Source organism: Haladaptatus halobius (assembly GCF_020618475.1).
Lineage (GTDB): Archaea > Halobacteriota > Halobacteria > Halobacteriales > Haladaptataceae > Haladaptatus > Haladaptatus halobius.
Genome location: NZ_CP085337.1, coordinates 486,239 through 503,573 on the forward strand (window position 1 = coordinate 486,239; position 17,335 = coordinate 503,573).

The 17,335-nt window shown below is 51.6% G+C and carries 20 protein-coding genes and 2 pseudogenes; 5 read left to right on the forward strand and 17 right to left on the reverse strand.

Annotated features, from left to right (window positions below):
* Positions 1–104: 104 nt before the first annotated feature.
* The 3 genes from LIW51_RS26155 to LIW51_RS26165 form a co-directional block, all read right to left on the reverse strand.
* Positions 105–1,190 carry a pyridoxal phosphate-dependent aminotransferase gene (locus LIW51_RS26155; protein WP_227378388.1) on the reverse strand — a complete coding sequence of 362 codons (1,086 nt, stop codon included), beginning with the start codon at positions 1,188–1,190 and terminating at the stop codon, positions 105–107.
* 432 nt (positions 1,191–1,622) lie between these two features.
* A complete protein-coding gene (locus LIW51_RS26160) occupies positions 1,623–2,024 on the reverse strand; it encodes a PIN domain-containing protein (RefSeq protein ID WP_227378389.1) in 402 nt (133 codons plus the stop codon).
* 3 nt (positions 2,025–2,027) lie between these two features.
* Positions 2,028–2,315 (reverse strand): AbrB/MazE/SpoVT family DNA-binding domain-containing protein, encoded by a 288-nt coding sequence (locus LIW51_RS26165; RefSeq protein WP_227378390.1) that lies wholly within the window; start codon positions 2,313–2,315, stop codon positions 2,028–2,030.
* A gap of 13 nt (positions 2,316–2,328) precedes the next feature.
* Between LIW51_RS26165 and LIW51_RS26170 the strand changes: the two genes are divergently transcribed.
* Positions 2,329–2,739, forward strand: a complete 411-nt coding sequence (locus LIW51_RS26170) for a hypothetical protein (RefSeq protein WP_227378391.1) — start codon at positions 2,329–2,331, stop codon at positions 2,737–2,739.
* A gap of 358 nt (positions 2,740–3,097) precedes the next feature.
* Here the strand turns inward: LIW51_RS26170 and LIW51_RS26175 are convergent, their stop codons facing one another.
* The 9 genes and pseudogenes from LIW51_RS26175 to LIW51_RS26205 form a co-directional block, all read right to left on the reverse strand.
* Positions 3,098–3,451: a DUF7344 domain-containing protein gene (locus LIW51_RS26175; protein WP_227378392.1), complete on the reverse strand. Its 354-nt coding sequence runs from the start codon at positions 3,449–3,451 to the stop codon at positions 3,098–3,100.
* A gap of 60 nt (positions 3,452–3,511) precedes the next feature.
* Positions 3,512–3,679: a helix-turn-helix domain-containing protein gene (locus LIW51_RS26180; protein WP_438267412.1), complete on the reverse strand. Its 168-nt coding sequence runs from the start codon at positions 3,677–3,679 to the stop codon at positions 3,512–3,514.
* Between the two features lie 95 nt (positions 3,680–3,774).
* Positions 3,775–4,215: pseudogene (locus tag LIW51_RS26185) on the reverse strand (RNA-guided endonuclease InsQ/TnpB family protein); the annotation flags it as partial.
* A 727-nt stretch (positions 4,216–4,942) separates the two neighbouring features.
* Positions 4,943–5,059 carry a DUF7344 domain-containing protein gene (locus LIW51_RS40095; protein ID WP_438267438.1) on the reverse strand — a complete coding sequence of 39 codons (117 nt, stop codon included), beginning with the start codon at positions 5,057–5,059 and terminating at the stop codon, positions 4,943–4,945.
* 613 nt (positions 5,060–5,672) lie between these two features.
* Entirely contained in the window at positions 5,673–5,957 is a 285-nt protein-coding gene (gene ddfA / locus LIW51_RS26190; RefSeq protein ID WP_227378393.1) for a DdfA family disk-determining factor, read from the reverse strand.
* Positions 5,958–6,127: 170 nt separating this feature from the next.
* Positions 6,128–6,550 carry a DUF7344 domain-containing protein gene (locus LIW51_RS40100; RefSeq protein WP_438267413.1) on the reverse strand — a complete coding sequence of 141 codons (423 nt, stop codon included), beginning with the start codon at positions 6,548–6,550 and terminating at the stop codon, positions 6,128–6,130.
* Between the two features lie 630 nt (positions 6,551–7,180).
* Positions 7,181–8,008, reverse strand: coding sequence for a metal ABC transporter permease (locus tag LIW51_RS26195; RefSeq protein WP_438267439.1), 828 nt, complete (start codon positions 8,006–8,008; stop codon positions 7,181–7,183).
* Positions 7,995–8,732 (reverse strand): metal ABC transporter ATP-binding protein, encoded by a 738-nt coding sequence (locus LIW51_RS26200; RefSeq protein WP_227378395.1) that lies wholly within the window; start codon positions 8,730–8,732, stop codon positions 7,995–7,997. Before LIW51_RS26200 ends, LIW51_RS26195 begins: the two co-directional genes overlap by 14 nt.
* Positions 8,729–9,790 (reverse strand): metal ABC transporter substrate-binding protein, encoded by a 1,062-nt coding sequence (locus LIW51_RS26205; RefSeq protein WP_227378396.1) that lies wholly within the window; start codon positions 9,788–9,790, stop codon positions 8,729–8,731. Before LIW51_RS26205 ends, LIW51_RS26200 begins: the two co-directional genes overlap by 4 nt.
* Positions 9,791–9,919: 129 nt before the next feature.
* Here LIW51_RS26205 and LIW51_RS26210 point away from each other — a divergent pair, with 129 nt between their 5' ends.
* On the forward strand, positions 9,920–10,252 hold the full coding sequence (locus LIW51_RS26210; protein WP_255767560.1) for a type II toxin-antitoxin system VapC family toxin: 333 nt from the start codon (positions 9,920–9,922) through the stop codon (positions 10,250–10,252).
* Between the two features lie 577 nt (positions 10,253–10,829).
* Here the strand turns inward: LIW51_RS26210 and LIW51_RS26215 are convergent.
* The 4 genes and pseudogenes from LIW51_RS26215 to LIW51_RS26230 all read right to left on the reverse strand — a co-directional run bounded on the left by LIW51_RS26215 (position 10,830) and on the right by LIW51_RS26230 (position 14,612).
* Complete coding sequence (locus LIW51_RS26215; RefSeq protein ID WP_227378398.1) at positions 10,830–11,504, reverse strand: bacterio-opsin activator domain-containing protein; 675 nt, start codon at positions 11,502–11,504, stop codon at positions 10,830–10,832.
* Positions 11,505–12,623: 1,119 nt separating this feature from the next.
* Positions 12,624–12,926 (reverse strand): hypothetical protein, encoded by a 303-nt coding sequence (locus tag LIW51_RS26220; protein ID WP_227378399.1) that lies wholly within the window; start codon positions 12,924–12,926, stop codon positions 12,624–12,626.
* 309 nt (positions 12,927–13,235) lie between these two features.
* Positions 13,236–14,456, reverse strand: a pseudogene (locus LIW51_RS26225) (RNA-guided endonuclease InsQ/TnpB family protein).
* Between the two features lie 3 nt (positions 14,457–14,459).
* Positions 14,460–14,612 (reverse strand): DUF2080 family transposase-associated protein, encoded by a 153-nt coding sequence (locus LIW51_RS26230; RefSeq protein ID WP_139328907.1) that lies wholly within the window; start codon positions 14,610–14,612, stop codon positions 14,460–14,462.
* Between the two features lie 208 nt (positions 14,613–14,820).
* Between LIW51_RS26230 and LIW51_RS26235 the strand changes: the two genes are divergently transcribed.
* Entirely contained in the window at positions 14,821–15,051 is a 231-nt protein-coding gene (locus LIW51_RS26235) for a DUF7120 family protein (protein WP_227378400.1), read from the forward strand.
* A 525-nt stretch (positions 15,052–15,576) separates the two neighbouring features.
* The gene (locus tag LIW51_RS26240; protein ID WP_227378401.1) at positions 15,577–15,915 is read left to right on the forward strand and encodes a DUF7344 domain-containing protein; all 339 of its coding nucleotides are present in this window, start codon (positions 15,577–15,579) and stop codon (positions 15,913–15,915) included.
* 135 nt (positions 15,916–16,050) lie between these two features.
* Here LIW51_RS26240 and LIW51_RS26245 read toward each other — a convergent pair whose 3' ends face one another.
* Positions 16,051–16,542, reverse strand: a complete 492-nt coding sequence (locus tag LIW51_RS26245) for an Lrp/AsnC family transcriptional regulator (RefSeq protein WP_227378402.1) — start codon at positions 16,540–16,542, stop codon at positions 16,051–16,053.
* A 158-nt stretch (positions 16,543–16,700) separates the two neighbouring features.
* On the opposite strand from LIW51_RS26245, the gene LIW51_RS26250 reads away from it, so the two are divergent.
* Entirely contained in the window at positions 16,701–17,015 is a 315-nt protein-coding gene (locus LIW51_RS26250; RefSeq protein ID WP_227378403.1) for a DUF7344 domain-containing protein, read from the forward strand.
* Positions 17,016–17,335 lie beyond the last annotated feature (320 nt).

Sequence of the window (17,335 nt, forward strand, 5' to 3'; positions counted from 1 at the left end):
GTACTCACTTATACTGTCCGGTAAGGGTAAGCACTCTAATCAATCGTCCACTGCATAGGGGGTTTGCAGCAAATATATTGGCTGTATTTAACTCATTTGCCTTGTTACCACCAGCGGTGATTCGCAAGCTGGTTCACCGCCTGCGTTAACGTTTCCTCGTTTCGGGAGAAAGTAAACCGAATCCAATCCGCTGATCCATCTGTGTAGAAACTACTTCCTGGGACGGTCGCCACACCCGCTCGTTGGATGAGCTTCTTCGAGAATGCGACATCGTCCTCGTCGGTATTGTATTGAACCATCATATAATACGCGCCGTCGGGTTTTACCGGATTCAATCCGATATCATTGAGGCCGTTGTAGAGAAGTTCTCGCCGCTCACGATATGAGTTGCTGAGTTCGGAATAATACTCCTCTGGGAGCGAGTACGCTTCGATGCCCGCGACTTGAAACGGCGTGGGGGCACAGATACTAGTATAGTCGTGAATTTTCCGGAGTTCTCGGGACAACGGCTCCGGTGCAAGTGCGATACCAACTCGCCAACCTGTGACGCTGTACGTCTTCGAGAGCCCGGTGCAGACTACCGTTCGGTCGGCGAGATCACCGACTTCGACCGGACTTACGTAATCACCGTCGAAGACGATGTGCTCGTATATTTCGTCGGTGATGACGATCAGATTCTCATCCGCCGCAACGTCGGCGATGATTTCCAGCTCGGACCGGCTGAACACCTTCCCGGTTGGATTTTGCGGGGTGTTTAAGATTAGGAGGGACGCATCCCGCGCCGCATCCTGTAATTCGTCCGCATCGAGCATCAAGTCCTCTGTTATGTCGAGCGGGACACCTTCCGCACCCGCGAAATTGATCGCAGGAATGTAACTTTCGTACGTCGGTTCGAAATAGAGTACCTTGTCTCCGTCTCCGCAAAAAGCCAATAGTGCAGACATTACTGCTTCGCTGGTTCCACACGTGATCGTTACTTCCGTCTCCGGATCGTACTTGACACCCTTCCAGTCATGATATTTCCTACTGATTTGCTGGCGCAGCTCCGGAAGTCCCCACGTAATTGTATACTGACTGTTCGATGTGATCGCCTGCTGTGCAGCTTCTTTTACCGCTTTTGGAGTCTCATCCTCGTCTGGGATCCCCTGCGAGAGATTGATGGCACCTACTGCGAGTGCTTCCCTTGTCATCTCACGGATCACTGATTCATTTACGCTCTTCGTGCGACTCCCCCCGAACTGTAGCTTCTGCCTGTTTGTGTCTGCCATAGAGTAATCTTTGAGGGCACGTATATCAATCTATTATCAAGAATTCATAATTATATTACCTATACCCATTCGTATTGTTTGACAATAGCTAATTCTGAGGAGAAGCTGCATATACAAATCGTCGTAACAACGCAACTGTGCTCACACAGATCGAAGAAAGTGCACCGTGTCACGTCGCTCGTTGATTCTCGGCCATGAACCAGCGTTCCTTTCATTGCAGATAAGTGTTGTCGGCTAACTAGCTAGTAGCACCGGAAATAGATGCTCGCGAGGAACCGACTGATAAAAGATGAACTCGTCCATGTTAGTAGCCAATACTAACCATTTTTCTTCGAGAAACAACTGTAGAATCAGTCAATCTTCTTCTAAAGGAGCAAGCGACACCCGATTGAGACCGACGGTGTCGTAATCTTGTTCGGTCGAAAGTACTTGCTCACCTTTCGTCGCGACAAGACCAGCGTGGAGAGCATCGAACGGCGTCATGTGATACTCGTCGATGTACGTTGCAGCCGCAAGAATCGCATCTTCGTGAATTTCTGGAACGATGGGAACGAGTTCGAGCAAGTTCGTAATAGCTCGCGGTGCATCGGTCTCATACTCTGCCTCAATGCGATCATAGAAGAGGACTAGAACCTCGGCGTAAGAAAGAATGGAGGTATGGATATCATCGTACTCTTCGAGGGCATCCAGTGCCGATTCTTGGAGCCAGTCGTCGTCTTTCACTAATGCTGTGAGAAAATCTGTCTCAACGTACACAAGCTATTCCTCACTCTGCTTGTGTCCCATCTCGTTGCAATCACGGTGACGCTCGTTAATCTGTTCGGTCGCAGACGTGCGAGCCTCCTCTTTCAGCTCAGTTGCGTCTGTATCAGCGAAAGTATCCCCCACAGCGTCTCGAAGTCCTTCAAGCGGGTCGTCATCGATCGGAATGAGTTTAATCCCATTCTCCAGTTCGACGAGTCGATAACGCTCACCAAATCGCTCGCGTGTTTTCTGCGGGATCGTGATACGGCCCCGTTCGTCAGTAGCTATTTCAGTCATACCCATTACTAAGTACGAAATGGGCAAGTATAACTCTGTTCCCACAACTAGAACGATTTCCAATATACGCATCCGGTCAGGGACAACACGAAAAGCGAGAGAGAGCCAGCAGGTTGAGGACAAGTACCTCGACGTCCTCGAGCGTGCGAAGAACGTCACCAAAACGAAGGACGTGATGGTCGCGTTGTCGAGATACCGTGAAGTCGCAGCGCACTACGGCTGTACGTACAAGAACGACAGGTATCGTGTGATGGAGGAGAGGGCTGAGCGTGTGCCCGGGGTGAGCTACAAAGAGTCGCAGATGTTGTCGGTCGATGATGCAATGGATGTCGGTGGTCATCACATCAAAATCACGTTCGGCCATCCCGATCTCCAGGGGTGGATGCGAGCCCACGAAGCTAACGCGGAGATCAAAAACCGAGGTCGCTAATTACAACGGTATAATCACGGGGGTTCGTCGAACCCCCGCTTCGGCGACGCCACCACCCGAGATTCACACCACACTGCCGGTGATACATGTGGTAGTAGTGTATTGAATACTGTGGAGTGCGCCATTTTCTGCGTCTTTTTCTGCGAAACGGAGGGGATCGCGAACGCTACCCCCTCTATTACAACGGTGTAACCAGCGGTACAATTTGGCGACAACCGATGGTAAGAATTGAGGATGTAATCTACGACCGAACAGCGTCTGTGCGAACCACAAACAGGCCTCATGAGCGCAATTCCAGATCTACTGTAGAACGTATTTTCTCTCACCTAAATCCGCTTTCAGACAAGTGGAGGAAGAATTAAATTGGGTATTCATCGCTGGGAACAGCCTTGAGGATGGTTTCGAGTTGAGAATCACCCCAATAGCATACCGTTTCACTTCGCTGGTCGTATTCGAGCACACCAGCATCTGCTAGTCTCGGCAAGTGGTTGTGAAGCAAACCGATTGTGACCTGTTTACGGCGCTCTGCCGGAAGTTCCCCTCTCTTTGGATCAAAAGAGATAATATATTCAATAAGGTCATCAAAGCTGGCACTATCGGTCATCTCCTGATCGAAATACGTAATGATTGCTTGACGGTGTTCATGCCCCAGCAGGCCAAGTACCTGCTCTTTGGAAAGAGATCCCGAACTGATCGATTGTCGCGTACTCATGGATCCTAATTGTAGCTCAATCTTCAAGAGCAATAGCCCTAAACAGTTAGGAACGATTTGCTATTCCATTGTCTCCGCTTCTCCAAAGAACACTGCCAAGAGTTTACGTTCGCTTGCTCTCAGATGCTGGTGGAACGTGGGCGCCAAAACCCCAAGTGAATCTGCGACCTCTTCGCCAGTACTCTCACGTGGCCACTCGAAAAATCCGGCATTGTATGCCGCCGTCAAGGACGCTTGCTGGCGGTCGGTTAACTGGTGTGTGATACGGGCGTGCTGTCTTCTGAGTGGCGGGAGAGAACGCTTTACCTCCTATTTCATTGTGGGACGAAGTCCGATCGGTGTTCTTTGAGGTTGCGGCCTTTCGAGAGGCGAACGCGCTGATACTGTGCATCATGTTTGAAGCCAGCCGCTTTGAACGACACAGTAGAACGTGGGTGTGAATCCCCCTGTTTGCGGAAGCCAGGCGGTCGGGCACGGTCATCTCCGTTCCGACGCTTGCCGACCCAACCGGTAAACGCTTCAGCGAGTTCTTCGAGAACGCGCTGACTGGATTATGAATGAAGGTCCATGTAGCGTTCATGACCTTTGAGTTCGGCTTTGAGTTCCCCGTCATCAGGGATCTCGCCTGTCGTGTCCCATCGTTCTTGTGCGTAGTAGCGACCGACGTCCCAAAGTTTGGAAGCAGTCCATCCGAGCTGGTCGAGGTCGTCACTTACCTGTTTTAGGTTCGTGATTGTAACCTCGAATGCTCGGACGGTTCGCATTGGATTTTGCCTTCATAACCAGTTATGAATCATGAAAACATGATACTACCGATTCAACGTGGAATATCCGACCCGACTATCGACGACGGATGTGTAAACAAGCGGACGGCGCGTATCCCCGCCCTAAAGGGCGAGGTTTTGCGCCTGTCACTTCCATTAGTGATCCAGTAAATGGCAAATATATTATAAAACATCAAATTCGGCAATCTCGGTAGACCCACAGGTTGAACACGTCTGCTCGGCGGCGTTCAGCGTCGTTCCACAGCGTCGACATTCGTAAATGAAACCATCCTCATCAACTAACCACTGCCGCAATGCAGTAGAGAGTGACATAACCTTTCTGTTCTCGCTAGCCTCTATAATAAGTATTCTGCTCTTTCATCGACCCCGTTATAACATAGACATCGACCAATCGGTTCACAAACTTGAGCTTCGCTCATAGTTCGTCTAGAGTAGAAGAGTTGATCCCAATGATACTGGAGGAAAACTTATCAACTACGACTAGTTTGATGTCGTGCATCTATTGCTTGCTTTGAATCATTTTGATAGTCCGGAAGGATGGAAAGTAGGATTTCAGAACGATGGGACGAACTGCATTTGCGGTCAGAGTGAAGTGAACCATATTTCCTTTTGAAAAGTTACAAGCTAAAACTTACGCCGATTTAGCGTTCGTAGGCACAGCCGCAAGAAGCATTTCTAGTTTCGTCTTATTCCAAATGCAAACATCCTAGTCTTGGCGATCATATTTGATGATCTCATAATCAACAAGCTTCGGAATATGAGTATGAGCAAGTGAGAACTGTATCTGTTCAGCCGCCCTGGCTTCATTACTTTCTTCGTGGATGGCACAACAAGCTCGTCGAGGTCTGCAACGTCAGCACCCTTCCTTTGGAGATAGAAGAGAAGCGGGCGCCAATACGAGCTAGATAATATCCGACAAGATTTACTCAGTGAAAGTGAGGGACGAGCATGATGGGCTATATTGTTGGCCATACCAGAACAAATTATACAAGCACTTGAGCTGTTCAAATGACGCGTTTTAACTAACCACGAACAGAACACCTCACTCAAGCGGGGTAGAAACGGCGATCATCAACCTGATTAACCTCGATAAGTTTTTGCACCTGTTCACGAGCACGAACACAATGATCAAATCATTGAAATCAGCATTCCAGGTCCAAAACAAGGAAATGGCATCCGTTCCAACGGGGCAATTCGCTCGAATTTGGTCTATGTCTCCGTCCCTGCAGTGAGCAAGCGATCATGCGGGAAGTTCGTCACAAGTAATGAGAACTCAACGATCGTTACCATCAATCTGTCTCTTATTCATTCTGAACCGCCATAGTAACTCGTATGAAACCGGCGGCTGTCGCGTTTTAATACGAATCAGTGAACTGATGATAAAAATTGTCGTTTTTCATGGCACTGGAGATTAGGGTCTCACGTCAGCTTCCTACTTATCGGTCGTCGGGCTGAATCTCAACGGCACCCTCACTCGATACAGTGACCCAATACCCTTCATAATGAAACGAGACTTCACCGACTGGTCGCGACGTCCCATCTGCACGAGGCGCGAAGAGGGCATCAAGTGCTTCTGGATCGATTACATTGTATAATGGTTTGTGTTCATAGACTGACTTTCCCTCCGTTTCTGCGATTGTTTCAACGGTTTTCTCGGTGAGCATACCTGGCGTCCCATCAGTTGCTCTTTTATCCCTCATATCGGGTGAATCCATTTTCATATGTTTCTCCTTTAAGAACAGCTACTTTGCCTTAGCAAGGTACTCTTAAGTGCTGTCCTTACTGACTCGGTCAACTGGTGCTATCGATAAAAAACTAATGGTATGTTCTTGTACTTCAGTGTCTAACGTTAATCGCCAGGAGAGCAGACCACTGTGTCTCGTCCAGACAACTACTCTCGTTCGTGGTGTTGGCAGACCCCTAACAGTGTTTCAAGTCGGTCGCTGCTGTGATAGCGAATGGTTTGACTCCGCGGATCATACTCGATGATGTTGTAATCAGCCAACTTCGGTAAGTGGCAGTGGTGTAAATCTATTCGAAGATGTGTGCGAGTTGCAGTGACGTCTTGCGCAAGCACATCAATGAGCTCCGAGAGTGTAATTGTCACTCCCTTCATTTTTGAGAGATGGTAAAGGGTATAGCGACGCTGTTGGTTGGCGAGGATCTCAAAAAGGGCGTCAAACGTAGACTCTGATGTCTGAGTCAAGTCAGTTGTCATTGTATGGTCACCGATTTGGAGACGACGGACATCAGTAGCATCACGTCTGGTTTGTGAAAGTTGATGGAATAGAGACCGATATCCGTCATGCATCATCTTTATGAATGTGATTGCCTAGATTTTAATTTTATGGCCATATGCATTTACAGTAGAATTCGACTAGGTCGAGATAACCATTCTCATGACCTACCATTCGTTTCCTCGAGATAATGGTAAGATAACTTATCGAAGAAGCCTTTCGTATATCATTATCTGAACGACGAAAAGCTAGACTCGATATATTGCACCCGCTTCTGCTTGATGTCCAATTTACGCCACCCAAGCGGTGACACCATACTCACTGCGGCACGAACCAATAACGCTCGATAAAACTCAGATCATACTTAGTCAACTCCTCACTTGCCAACGCCACTCGCTCATGCGAGCATTTTGCATCGTCGACCACCACATACGAGACGCTCTGCCCAGGCGACCGCGCTAACCCAAATCAACTGTCCATTCTAGTGCTACCACACTACGCGTGGACTGCGTATAGTCTTCTCGTTTCTTCGAAAGCCGCTTTGTGATCACTAACTTACTCGGATCAACTGACCCGTGCTTGAGTCGACCAACCCATGACCGTAATTCCTCACAAACTTCCGCTGGGTCACGATGTCCGTCCACCACTCGAATTATGCGACGTCCCGAATCGGCATGTGAGCTCCCAAAACAGGAGATGAGAAGGAGTCACCAAAAGACGAGAGCCATCAACACGAACGCGAAGATTGCAACCAGCACGATCGTTCCGCCAGCGGCCAGTCCGTAGGCATACGATAGCATGATGCCGATGACGACGGCGATTTCACCGACGATTACGCCGAGCACGATCGACTGGCGGAAACTCCGTGCGATCTGCGACGCGACAGCAACGGGAACGACCAGCATCGCCGCAACGAGGATGACACCCATGATCTGCATGGCCGCGACGACGACCAATGAGGTCAGCACGACGAGCAGACGATTGTACCGTTGCACTGGAATTCCGGACACGTGGGCCGCCGTCTCGTCGAACGTGACGGCGAACAGTTGCCGCCGTGTTACCCCAATGACACCGACCACCAACGCCGACAGCGCAACCATCACCCGGACGTTTTCGGACGTGACCGTCGCCAGACTCCCAAACAAATACTGGTCGATACCCACTGCAATACCGCCGTCCGAAACACTGATCAGGACGCTTCCGAGGGCGAATCCACCCGACAGCACAATTGCCATCGATACGTCACCGTAAGCGTCAGTGTGCTCCGCGAGCGCTTGAATTGCCAGTGCCGCGAGCACCGAAACCACCAGCGCAGTGAGATACGGCGACACGACGACGTTCAGGCTTCCGAGGAACACCCCAACCGAAACCCCCGCGAAGGCCGAGTGAGCCAACGTGTCACCAATGAGGGCCATCCCCCTGTGGACGAGAAATGATCCAACGAGCGGTGCGACGAGACCCACGCAGAGTCCCGCGACGAACGCCAGACGCATGAACCGGTAACTCAGCATCTCCCCGAGATCAATCATGGTCATGGTGAAGTCGGCGCTGATTTGCACCGTACGCATCAGTTAGCACGCCGCTCGCCTCGAACTCGTCCGCGTTCCCGTGGAAGTAAAGCGTTTTGTTCAGGCAGGCGATTCTGTCCGCGTGTTCGGTGACGACGCCAATGTCGTGCTCCACGAGAATGACGGTCAAGCCGTTCCCGTTCAGATTGTGCAGAAGGTCGTAGAACTCCTCGCGGGATTCGGCATCGACGCCGACGGTTGGCTCGTCCAACACAAGTATCTCCGCTTCGACAGCCAGTGCGCGAGCAATGAATGTACGCTGTTGCTGGCCGCCGGAGAGTCGGCTGACTCGGCGATCCGCGAGGTTGGCGATTCCGACCGTTTCCAAGGCGCGTTCGACGGCCCTTCGGTCTTCTTTTCCGGTGAATCCGAATCCGAGGTGGGAACTCCGACCTGCGGAAACAATCTCCCTGACCGTCACCGGTATCCCTGAAACCGCCGTCGCGTCCTGCGCGACGTAACCGATTCGTCCACCCTTTCGCCCCTCTTGAGGCGGCTGGCCGAACAGACGAACCTTCCCCTGGTCTGGTTTGTGTAGACCGAGAACAAGTTCCAAAAGTGTGCTCTTGCCCGATCCGTTCGGCCCGACGAGTCCGAGAAACTCGCCGTCTTCGACTACCACCGAAACACTCGAAAGCACGGGGCGATCGCCGTATCGGAACGTCACATTATCGACTTCGACGGCCGTCATTTCACACTGAGAGCCGTTTTCAGAGAGGGAAGATTGACCCGTTCCATGATTTCGATGTAACCCCATCCTCTCTCGTCCCATTCCTCGGTGACGCCGGGTATCGGCGTGATAGGTAAGTGGTCTTTCGCGTTGGTCTCCGAAACGAGTTGTTTCGCGGCCCTGTCGGACTCGAACACCGGCGCGAGGACATGCTTGATACCGTGTTCCTCAATGAGTTCTTGCGCACGTCGAACGTCCGCAGGACTCGGTGAAGCATCCGGCGCGAGTTCAGTAAGCGTGTGGATCTCGAACCCGTATCGCTCCCCGAGATACTGGAAGGCGTTATGTCCGGCGATGAGAACCGCGTCTCGTTCCCTCGATTTGAGTTCGAATTGGAATTTCGCATCGAGTTCGTTCAGTCGGTTTCGGTAGTTCGTCGCGTTTTCGGCGAGCACGTCGTCGGAGAGGCCGTCTACTTTCGAAAGACTGTCTTCGATGGTTGTAACTGCCTGTTTCGTCCGTTGCGGATCGAGCCAAAAGTGGGGATCACTCGTTCCGTGATTTTGTTTCTCTTCGCCCGTTCCATGGTCGTGGTCTCCTTCGTCTGTTCCGTAGTCGGTTTCGTTCCCGTGGTTTGCGTCGTGTCCGCCTTCCTCTTCGTAGTGTTCGCTTTGTCCTTCATTGTGGCTCGGCGGTGACAGGAGGTCAATGCCGTGTCTGGCCTCGATGATGGTAATTTCAGGCCGTTCGGATTTCACGTTCTCGACCATCTTGTCGGCCCACGGCTGGAATCCTTCATCCATGTAGGCGAGGGCGTCGCATTTGAGTGTGTCTCGTTGCACCTGCGCAGATGGTTCCCACCCGTGGCCGTGCTGACCGATCGGCACCAAACTTTCGACGGTCGTGGTGTCTCCCGTGACGTTTCGCGCGAAGTCAGTCAAAACAAAAAACGACGTTCGAACCGTCTTCGAACTCCCCGCATCGTCGCCAGAAGAGGTACTGAGGCAGCCAGCAACGGCTCCGCTTGCGAACAGCGCAGTTCCGATCTTGACAGCGTGTCTTCGAGTGAGTATCGTCATCAGATGGTTGTTAACTTTATTCTCTTAGTTAATAAACACTGCTATTCGTCTATGGGATGTTGTTAAAACGGTCACTCAGTCTTTCCCGTCGATACCGGTGGGTTGTACGCTGCCTTTGACGAGGATGATGTGAATCACGAGAAGGCGGATGCGGTATTCGATGGGATGGCAGCAGGTGGGTACGGGCCAGTGTTTAATGTTGACCAGATCGGGCACACAGCGGCAGTCGACGCACTCTCGACTGTGCGCCAGTCACAGACGTTCAATATCCTGCCGGTAGGAAAGGAGACGTTCGAGACGGTCTGTGAAGAGTTTGAACGCTACGACGACCAGCCGATTTCGTTTATCGATCAGACGAGTGCGGTGCTTGCTCGGGAGCACGAGATCAAGCATATGTTTGCCATTGATAGTGATTTTCGAACGCTAGGGTTTGAACGGGTGCCGGTCGATAGAGAGATCTGATAGACGCCCGACGCAACGGTACGACCAGGTCGGCATAGATTAGGAAAACAGGCACTTCGCGTCCTCGGAAAGAACTAGGAGTACGCGTTCGCACCGCTCCCCGAGGTTGCCCATAAGCTGCTTCGGCGATGGCAGGATAAACTCGATCCGGTAACCCGGAGTTCCGGTATTCCCGACTGACCACGCGCCCTCGAAGTGTCGAGCGGTTCGGTCACAGATACCGGATGTAGATGTTGAAAGTGTAGATATCGGTTTTGTGATTTGTGAAAATGAGGTCGTACTGCCTGCGATTTCGACGGAAGGGGCACGGTTGGTGATGAAGCGGCTGTGCGACGAGGCGGATCTGGATATTGAGGGTGAGTATCTGAAACCGTACGGCGCTCGACGCGGGCTTGGCGATGAATTGTATCGAACCAATTCAACCGACGCACAGGCCGCGCTGCGCCACTCGTCGATTGCGATAGCGAACAAGAGCTACTCGCATATCGAGGCGGGCGAGATCAGTGACGTGATCGATAGCACGCGAGGAGGAGAGGATGCACCTTACGGCGCAGGTCGATGTCTCAACAGTGCACCGTTAGAGATTACGATTCGCGTCCTCCTCATCAGAGGTGTTCGGAATGACCTTCTTGAGGATTCCCTTGGTTCCCCGGCGGAGCCGCTCAGAAAGCGCTTGATGTGACACGCCAAGTTTGTCGGCCAGTTCAGCCTGGTCGACCTCCCGTGGGACATCGTAATAGCCCTGTTCGACGGCCAGGATAAGGGCTTCTTGTTGGTCGTCGGTGAGATCGAATCGAACGCGCTGGGCGCTATCGACATCGTAGATGCGCGAAACATCGAGGGAGAACCCGTGTTCGTGCGCAAACTGGCTCGTTTCCGAAATCTTGTTCCGCTCGGGGAACAGTACGCGAAGACTCCATTGGTCGTCGTGCGCAATTGCGCGCTGAACGGTCGCGCCCTGTTCGAGCAGCAGGTACGCGATAATCTGGGTCTTGGTGACCCATTCCATTCGATAGAGCCGTTCGTCCTCAAGTTCAGTGAGAAGTTCAACTTTTCCAACACTAGGGTCGTCTTCGAGTGTCGCTGTCAACGTCTCAAAACCACCGTTTGATGCCCAAACGAACGGCATTACGTAATCTGTATCATGCGCCACCACCCGATCGATTGTGAACACCATTTCGGGCAGGCGCTCCAACGTCTCGGATAATGCAAACTCCTCCGCTGGGATACTGAACTCCGCGATTGTACTCATATCTCGGAGTAGGTCTCTAAAGAGCTATGGATGTTTGGATAGAGAATTGTAGTACGTACTGCGACCACGCATACCGTATTACCCTGATAGATATGCGTCCTGTATTCAGCAACAAGTGAACGTACTGCCGAGCTGGTGTCATGAGAGCCGTGCTGAACAGAGAGAATGTATTCTTCATCTCGCTGGTCACAGTGAGTTCCTGCTGAGTACCCTGGTGGGAGCGCCAGCGTTTAGATCACTGGTCGGGAGGACTCGCTCGAATAGATCTAAAGATGGCGGGTTCTAATCTGGTATTCCGGCATCCCGCCGCGAGATTAACGTCAACAGCCCAGAAACGATTCTCGTCATCTTTCAGAATTTATCTTCCTGTATAAATGTTCGTGCTTCCACACTTTGGACACTGTGTGAGCATTCCAACTGGTGGATGCGAAACCTTGTTCCAGCTATCACCTGATGGCGCTTCAAAGCCACACCGAAGACACCGGAGTTGCTGTCTGTCAGCGGATTCAGCCATAGTGGTAGTTATTCGTACAGCAACAAAAATGTCCCCCAAGAAAAGATCTATAACGAAATCACTGAGTAGGGTCTGTGACATCCTCCCCGACGTTTACGACGGGGCTTCCCCACACAGGAGGAAACCCGGCCCGGTGCCGAGCAGGTTTCAGGACCGTCTCTTCCGGCGTCAAAGGCGCGGGTTTCACGCCACCGCTCTTCCGAAAGCGTCCTGTGGCACTGCCACGGGTACTCCCATCGCCAAGCGTGTCATCGCCAACGGTTTTCAATCGTTGTCTCTCACCCAAGGCGTCAACCTCACGGTCGAAGGCGGTTCGGTCACACTTAGCCGCCCAGTGGGTTGGTTTACCGTGCTTACGAACGACGCGAACCCCGCAACCGGTTGCAGAACCAGCCCGTGGGAACCGACGCCCCGAAATATTCAGGACGTTGGTTTCAGCGCGTCTCGTATTCCCGTACAAGTGCCGGGAGCCGACGTAACCCTTGATATTACGCACGTCACGGCGTGTACTAAGCGTTTAGGTTTCAGCCATGCAACTGACGGCAGTTGCGTCACGAAGCGTACGCGATTCACGCCCGCCGTAAACGGCGGGATTCTCTCGCTGTTTAAAGATAGAGCGTCTCATCCTGCAGAACCGCCGAGAAAACCTCGATTCCTTCGATTTCGACCTGCCACTCACGATCGCCGGTCGCCCGGTCAAATACTATCGCACAGCGAGCAGTCGCCACGATCATCGTTTGAATCGCCACCTTCTGTGAAAACTCGATGGAGGTCATAGATACGAGATTTATGTTATTTTCTTTTCCAATTGGTTTTGGGGTACGCACCGCATAACAATACCCGATGCGGCCATTGGAAAAGTTGCGGGCGTCATACTGAATGAAGCGTTTCGGTTGACGCTTGAGCACAGAGAAGCACATCGCACAACGCCTGGTGCCATGCCATTGGTTGCGCGGGGGAGGTCACTCCACCCCTCCCCTCGCGTTTCCGCCGCTAGGGGATTTCCGGGAGTGAGAACGGGTCGCTTGCTGGTAAGAGCACCATCGATACGAATATCAAATATTGCAGTGTTGATGGCGGCCACCTTGTGGCTCCGGTGGTTCGATTCCACCCCCGTTCGTGTCTTCACATCCTTACTTGATGTACATCTCCGATCTCCTGGTAGAACTGTCTTTGATGACTATACGTAGCTATACAATGGGTGACTGCTCCTCGCCCTACTCGCTCGCTGGTGCTCGCTCGGCAAGGGCGGGGCTTCCTGTTTCGATGACGCGCTTTGCAGACACAACCGTGTCCGTAGGGAGCGCAGTCTCCGCAGGCGTTGATTCGGGACAGCCCGTCCCTATCTGGTCGAGACCACGAGCAAGGATGTTCCATGCCGCATTTGCGTCTCTATCCGCTTCGAACCCACACGCCGGACACGAGTGTTCCCGCACCCACAGCAGTTTATCCGTCTTCACGCCGCACGACGCGCATTCTTTCGTCGTGTTTCGTGGATCAACCGCGACGAAGTACGTGCCTTCGCGTTCACACTTGTATTCAAGTATCCGAAGAAAAGTACCCCATGCGGCAGATGCTCAGTTGCGTGAATTTGACTCAAGCTGCATCATCCCGACAACATTCAGGTCTTCAACCGCAACGAAGTCGTACTCGCGGGCATAGTACGCCGAGAGTTTGTGCAAGAAGTCACGGCGTTTCTGTTTCAACTCCGCGTGACGACGCGCCACAACACGCCGTTGCTTGTGGTAGTTCGACGACCCGTGTTGTTTCCGCGAAAGGTCACGTTGTGCGTGTTCCAGTCGGTCACGCTCGTCCGATAGGTCGAGTGATTCAACGGCTGTTCCGTCAGTATCGTGAGCGTATTTGAGAATCCCAACATCGATGCCCACTACATCAGTGAGTGTATCGGGCTTCTCGGGCGGGTCGTCGGGTGTTTCGATACCGAAGACGGCGAACCATTCACCGGTTGGTTCTTTCTTCACCGTGACTTGTTTGAGATTCGCACCATCCGGAATATCTCGGTGCATTCGAACGGGTATCTCACCGATTTTTGAGAGTCGGAGAACAGGCTGACCACTCGTGTTCTTGAGTTCGAAGCCAGACTGTCGATACGTGAACGACCGATAGTCGGTTGGCGCTTTCCACATGAGGAGGCCGCCCTTCCGACCTGTGTCTTTCGCGTCCTTCAGCCGTGAGAGGTTAGTATACAATCTCTCAACAACATTCTGAAGTGTGCGAGAATACAGGTCAGTGAGATCATCCCACCACTTCTTAATCGATGGAAGTTGATTGATTTCGCCGTACTTCGTCGTCCTTTCTTCCCGGTTAAGACGGTGGAGGAAGTGATTGTACACTTGCCGATACAGGTCACGGTGACGGTCTAACATCTCTCGGTGGGCGTCGGACGGGTTGAGCCTGTATCGGTAGTTGTAGCGCATGGTCTACTCGTCGGAATCGGAATCTGGTTCAGAAACACGGACGATTTTCACGTCCGCGCCGAGCCACCGGCGTGGAACATAGACGTGAGCGCCGTTACCGGTTGGACGCACATCGCCGTCCACGACTTCGTGGCCGTTGATTTCGAACCGTTCCATACACATTGTGTAGACATTGTGGGGACGTAAATGTACCGATTCGTGAGCCTGCGAGACGGCAGTCTCACGTACAAGCAAGACGATGACGGCGCTGTATCCCCGCCGTAAACGACGGGGTTTTAGCGCCTGCAATTCAGATAAAACAGCATCACAATGTAGAACTACTACTAACCCAAGGGTTAATCTCCTTCAGGGATGAATTTTGTCTATGGTTACGTCTGAGGTGACGCTGCCCGACCGAATAGATAGTGACATTGACCGCCTCGTTGAACAGGATGATTTCTTGAATCGCGAACAAGCAATCGAAGAACTCCTCTCTCTCGGTGTGTCCTCCCATAATGCGGCTGGTGAATCCGAAGAGGAATTAGTTGACGATGTATTTACCCAAGCCGTCGACGACCAGCAAGACCCGGCCAACCATCAAGATGACCAGCTCTAGTTTAGATTTAAAAGAGGAGTTCGTTACCAGCGGATAGCACAAAGAGAATAAGATCCATTTTCGTACTTGAGGAGCATTAACACACCAATCAATAACAAGTATCTGAGGCTAATGAGGTCGTCGATTATTCCGGAGGAAAACAATGAAATCAACAATGTGTTAATCGAATCTGAGGAGAGCTTCATTTACCTCTTTCCACTAAACCTTCTGAGATAATTTGAATCGCTGGCCATCTGTGGGCCACCGACCAAGAGCAAGGCGATTCTCACAGACGTTCAATTCACGATGAAGAACCAAAAGTATACATTGTTTGATTATCTGGGTGAACAACGCCCTTATCCGACTCAATGACCACGTAGAAAACACGGAATCACAGCGAGAGACTGTGCGTTTGAGCCCCACCAATGGAGGGGCCGCTTGAACCGGGTTCACCGGCCATGCAGGGTTTTCCTTGTTTGCTTCGCGTGGGTCGTCACGCGGAACGTTCAGAGAGTCCGACCGTTCCACACTACCGAGTAGATACCCATGCCACACACCACCAATTCGGCGTCGCTTGACGCCATGCTCGACATGCTGAGTAACCCTCACCGCCGTCGCATCATGATCGCAGTGTCAGACCACAATCCCCGTGACGAAGACGAATTCACACCAGATGACGTCGCAGCAGAAGATCTGGATGACGAGCTTCGCTCGGTGAAAACACAGCTCCAGCACACGCATCTTCCCAAGCTAGCAGACAAGGGCTATATTGAGTGGAACCCAGATACCGAGACGATTCGTCGCGGACCCAACTTCGACGAAATTGCACCACTCCTCACATTGATGGTGAATCATGCAGACGAGTTACCCGCCGACTGGCCATAACTCGCGAATACCTGAAACCGAGTCCGTGAGAGATGGACAACACATCCCTTCTAGTTCTATTAGAGTATTGGTTAGAGTGGGAAAGTTAGGAGACCCGCGTGATAGCCTAATATCGCTGATCTATCGGCTTCCAGCCTAACGCTCCTGTGTTTCCTCTATGATTTCATCACTGAAGTAGAAATAGTCAAATGGTTGTCTATACCGCTTGCGCATCATTTCTGCTGATTCGACTGTGAGATCCATTTCATGCAACACATCCGTGATGCGCGTGATATCTTGGGTACTCGTCCCAACCGCCTCAATATAGATATTCTGCCGCCCAACCAACATCTCTCGAACATCGATCACCCCCTGCACGTCGAGTACTTGGTCGACGTACTCAGCGCGCTCGACAGGTGGCGCTGTGCACACAAATTGCACGCGAAGCGGGAGATTCGCTGCCTCATAATCGATCTCAGGATGATAGCCCTTGATGATTTCATCATTTTCGAGCGCTTCAATGCGGTTGCGAACCGTACTCGCAGAGGTACCCACTGTTTCAGCGATCTCTTGGGTAGTTGTATTTCGAGCATCTCGTTGGAGATGGTAAAGGATACCACGATCCACATTGTCAAGTCCTCGGCTCATGCTCCAAAGCAGATGGCGAGACGTAAATATTGTGTGAGAATGTGAGTGACATTTAGACAGCTTATTTGTTCATGTATTCACTCGGTTCCTCAAACAATGAACAATCTATAAAATCTGCGGTGTTTAACTCTATACGAAGTGTTACTGGGGTGGAAACCATGATACTTGATGACAAACTCTCAGTGCTCTCGAATAGCCATAGACGCCGACTTCTTCGGACACTCATAGATGACTCCGCGCCCAACACGCCCACCGTCTCCCCGAACGCTGTGGAGACAGACGGCGGCGACCGAGAATACGCAATTGTACTGCACCATGTGCATCTTCCGCAATTGGAAGACCATGGCATCATCACGTGGAACCAAGCAACAGGAGAGGTGACAAAAGGACCGCAATTCGACGAAATCGAGCCGCTGCTCGCAGCAGTCACGAAAAATCACAGTACACAGCCCGCTGGTGAGCCCCCCGACTAATTCAGACGTTGGAAAACTACCACATTTGTGGTAGTTCTGGTACGGAGTAGCAAATGGTTGGGACCCAATCGAATTCCGTACCACTTCGGAGTTTGAGCTAGTCCTGTATAACCCTACTGTGATTATTTAGGTCACCAATTAATATCGGAACAGTGGTCGCAGAAACATGGGTCTCCTACCCTAATCCCGTCGAAAGCACTCCAGCAGAGGAGCCATCTACCTGCTAAATCAGCAATTAGCACACCATAAATTGCGTATTCATGATCACCTACCTGTGATTATCTGAGTAAATGGTACGTTAGCTGGTGAATCAGCAAAAT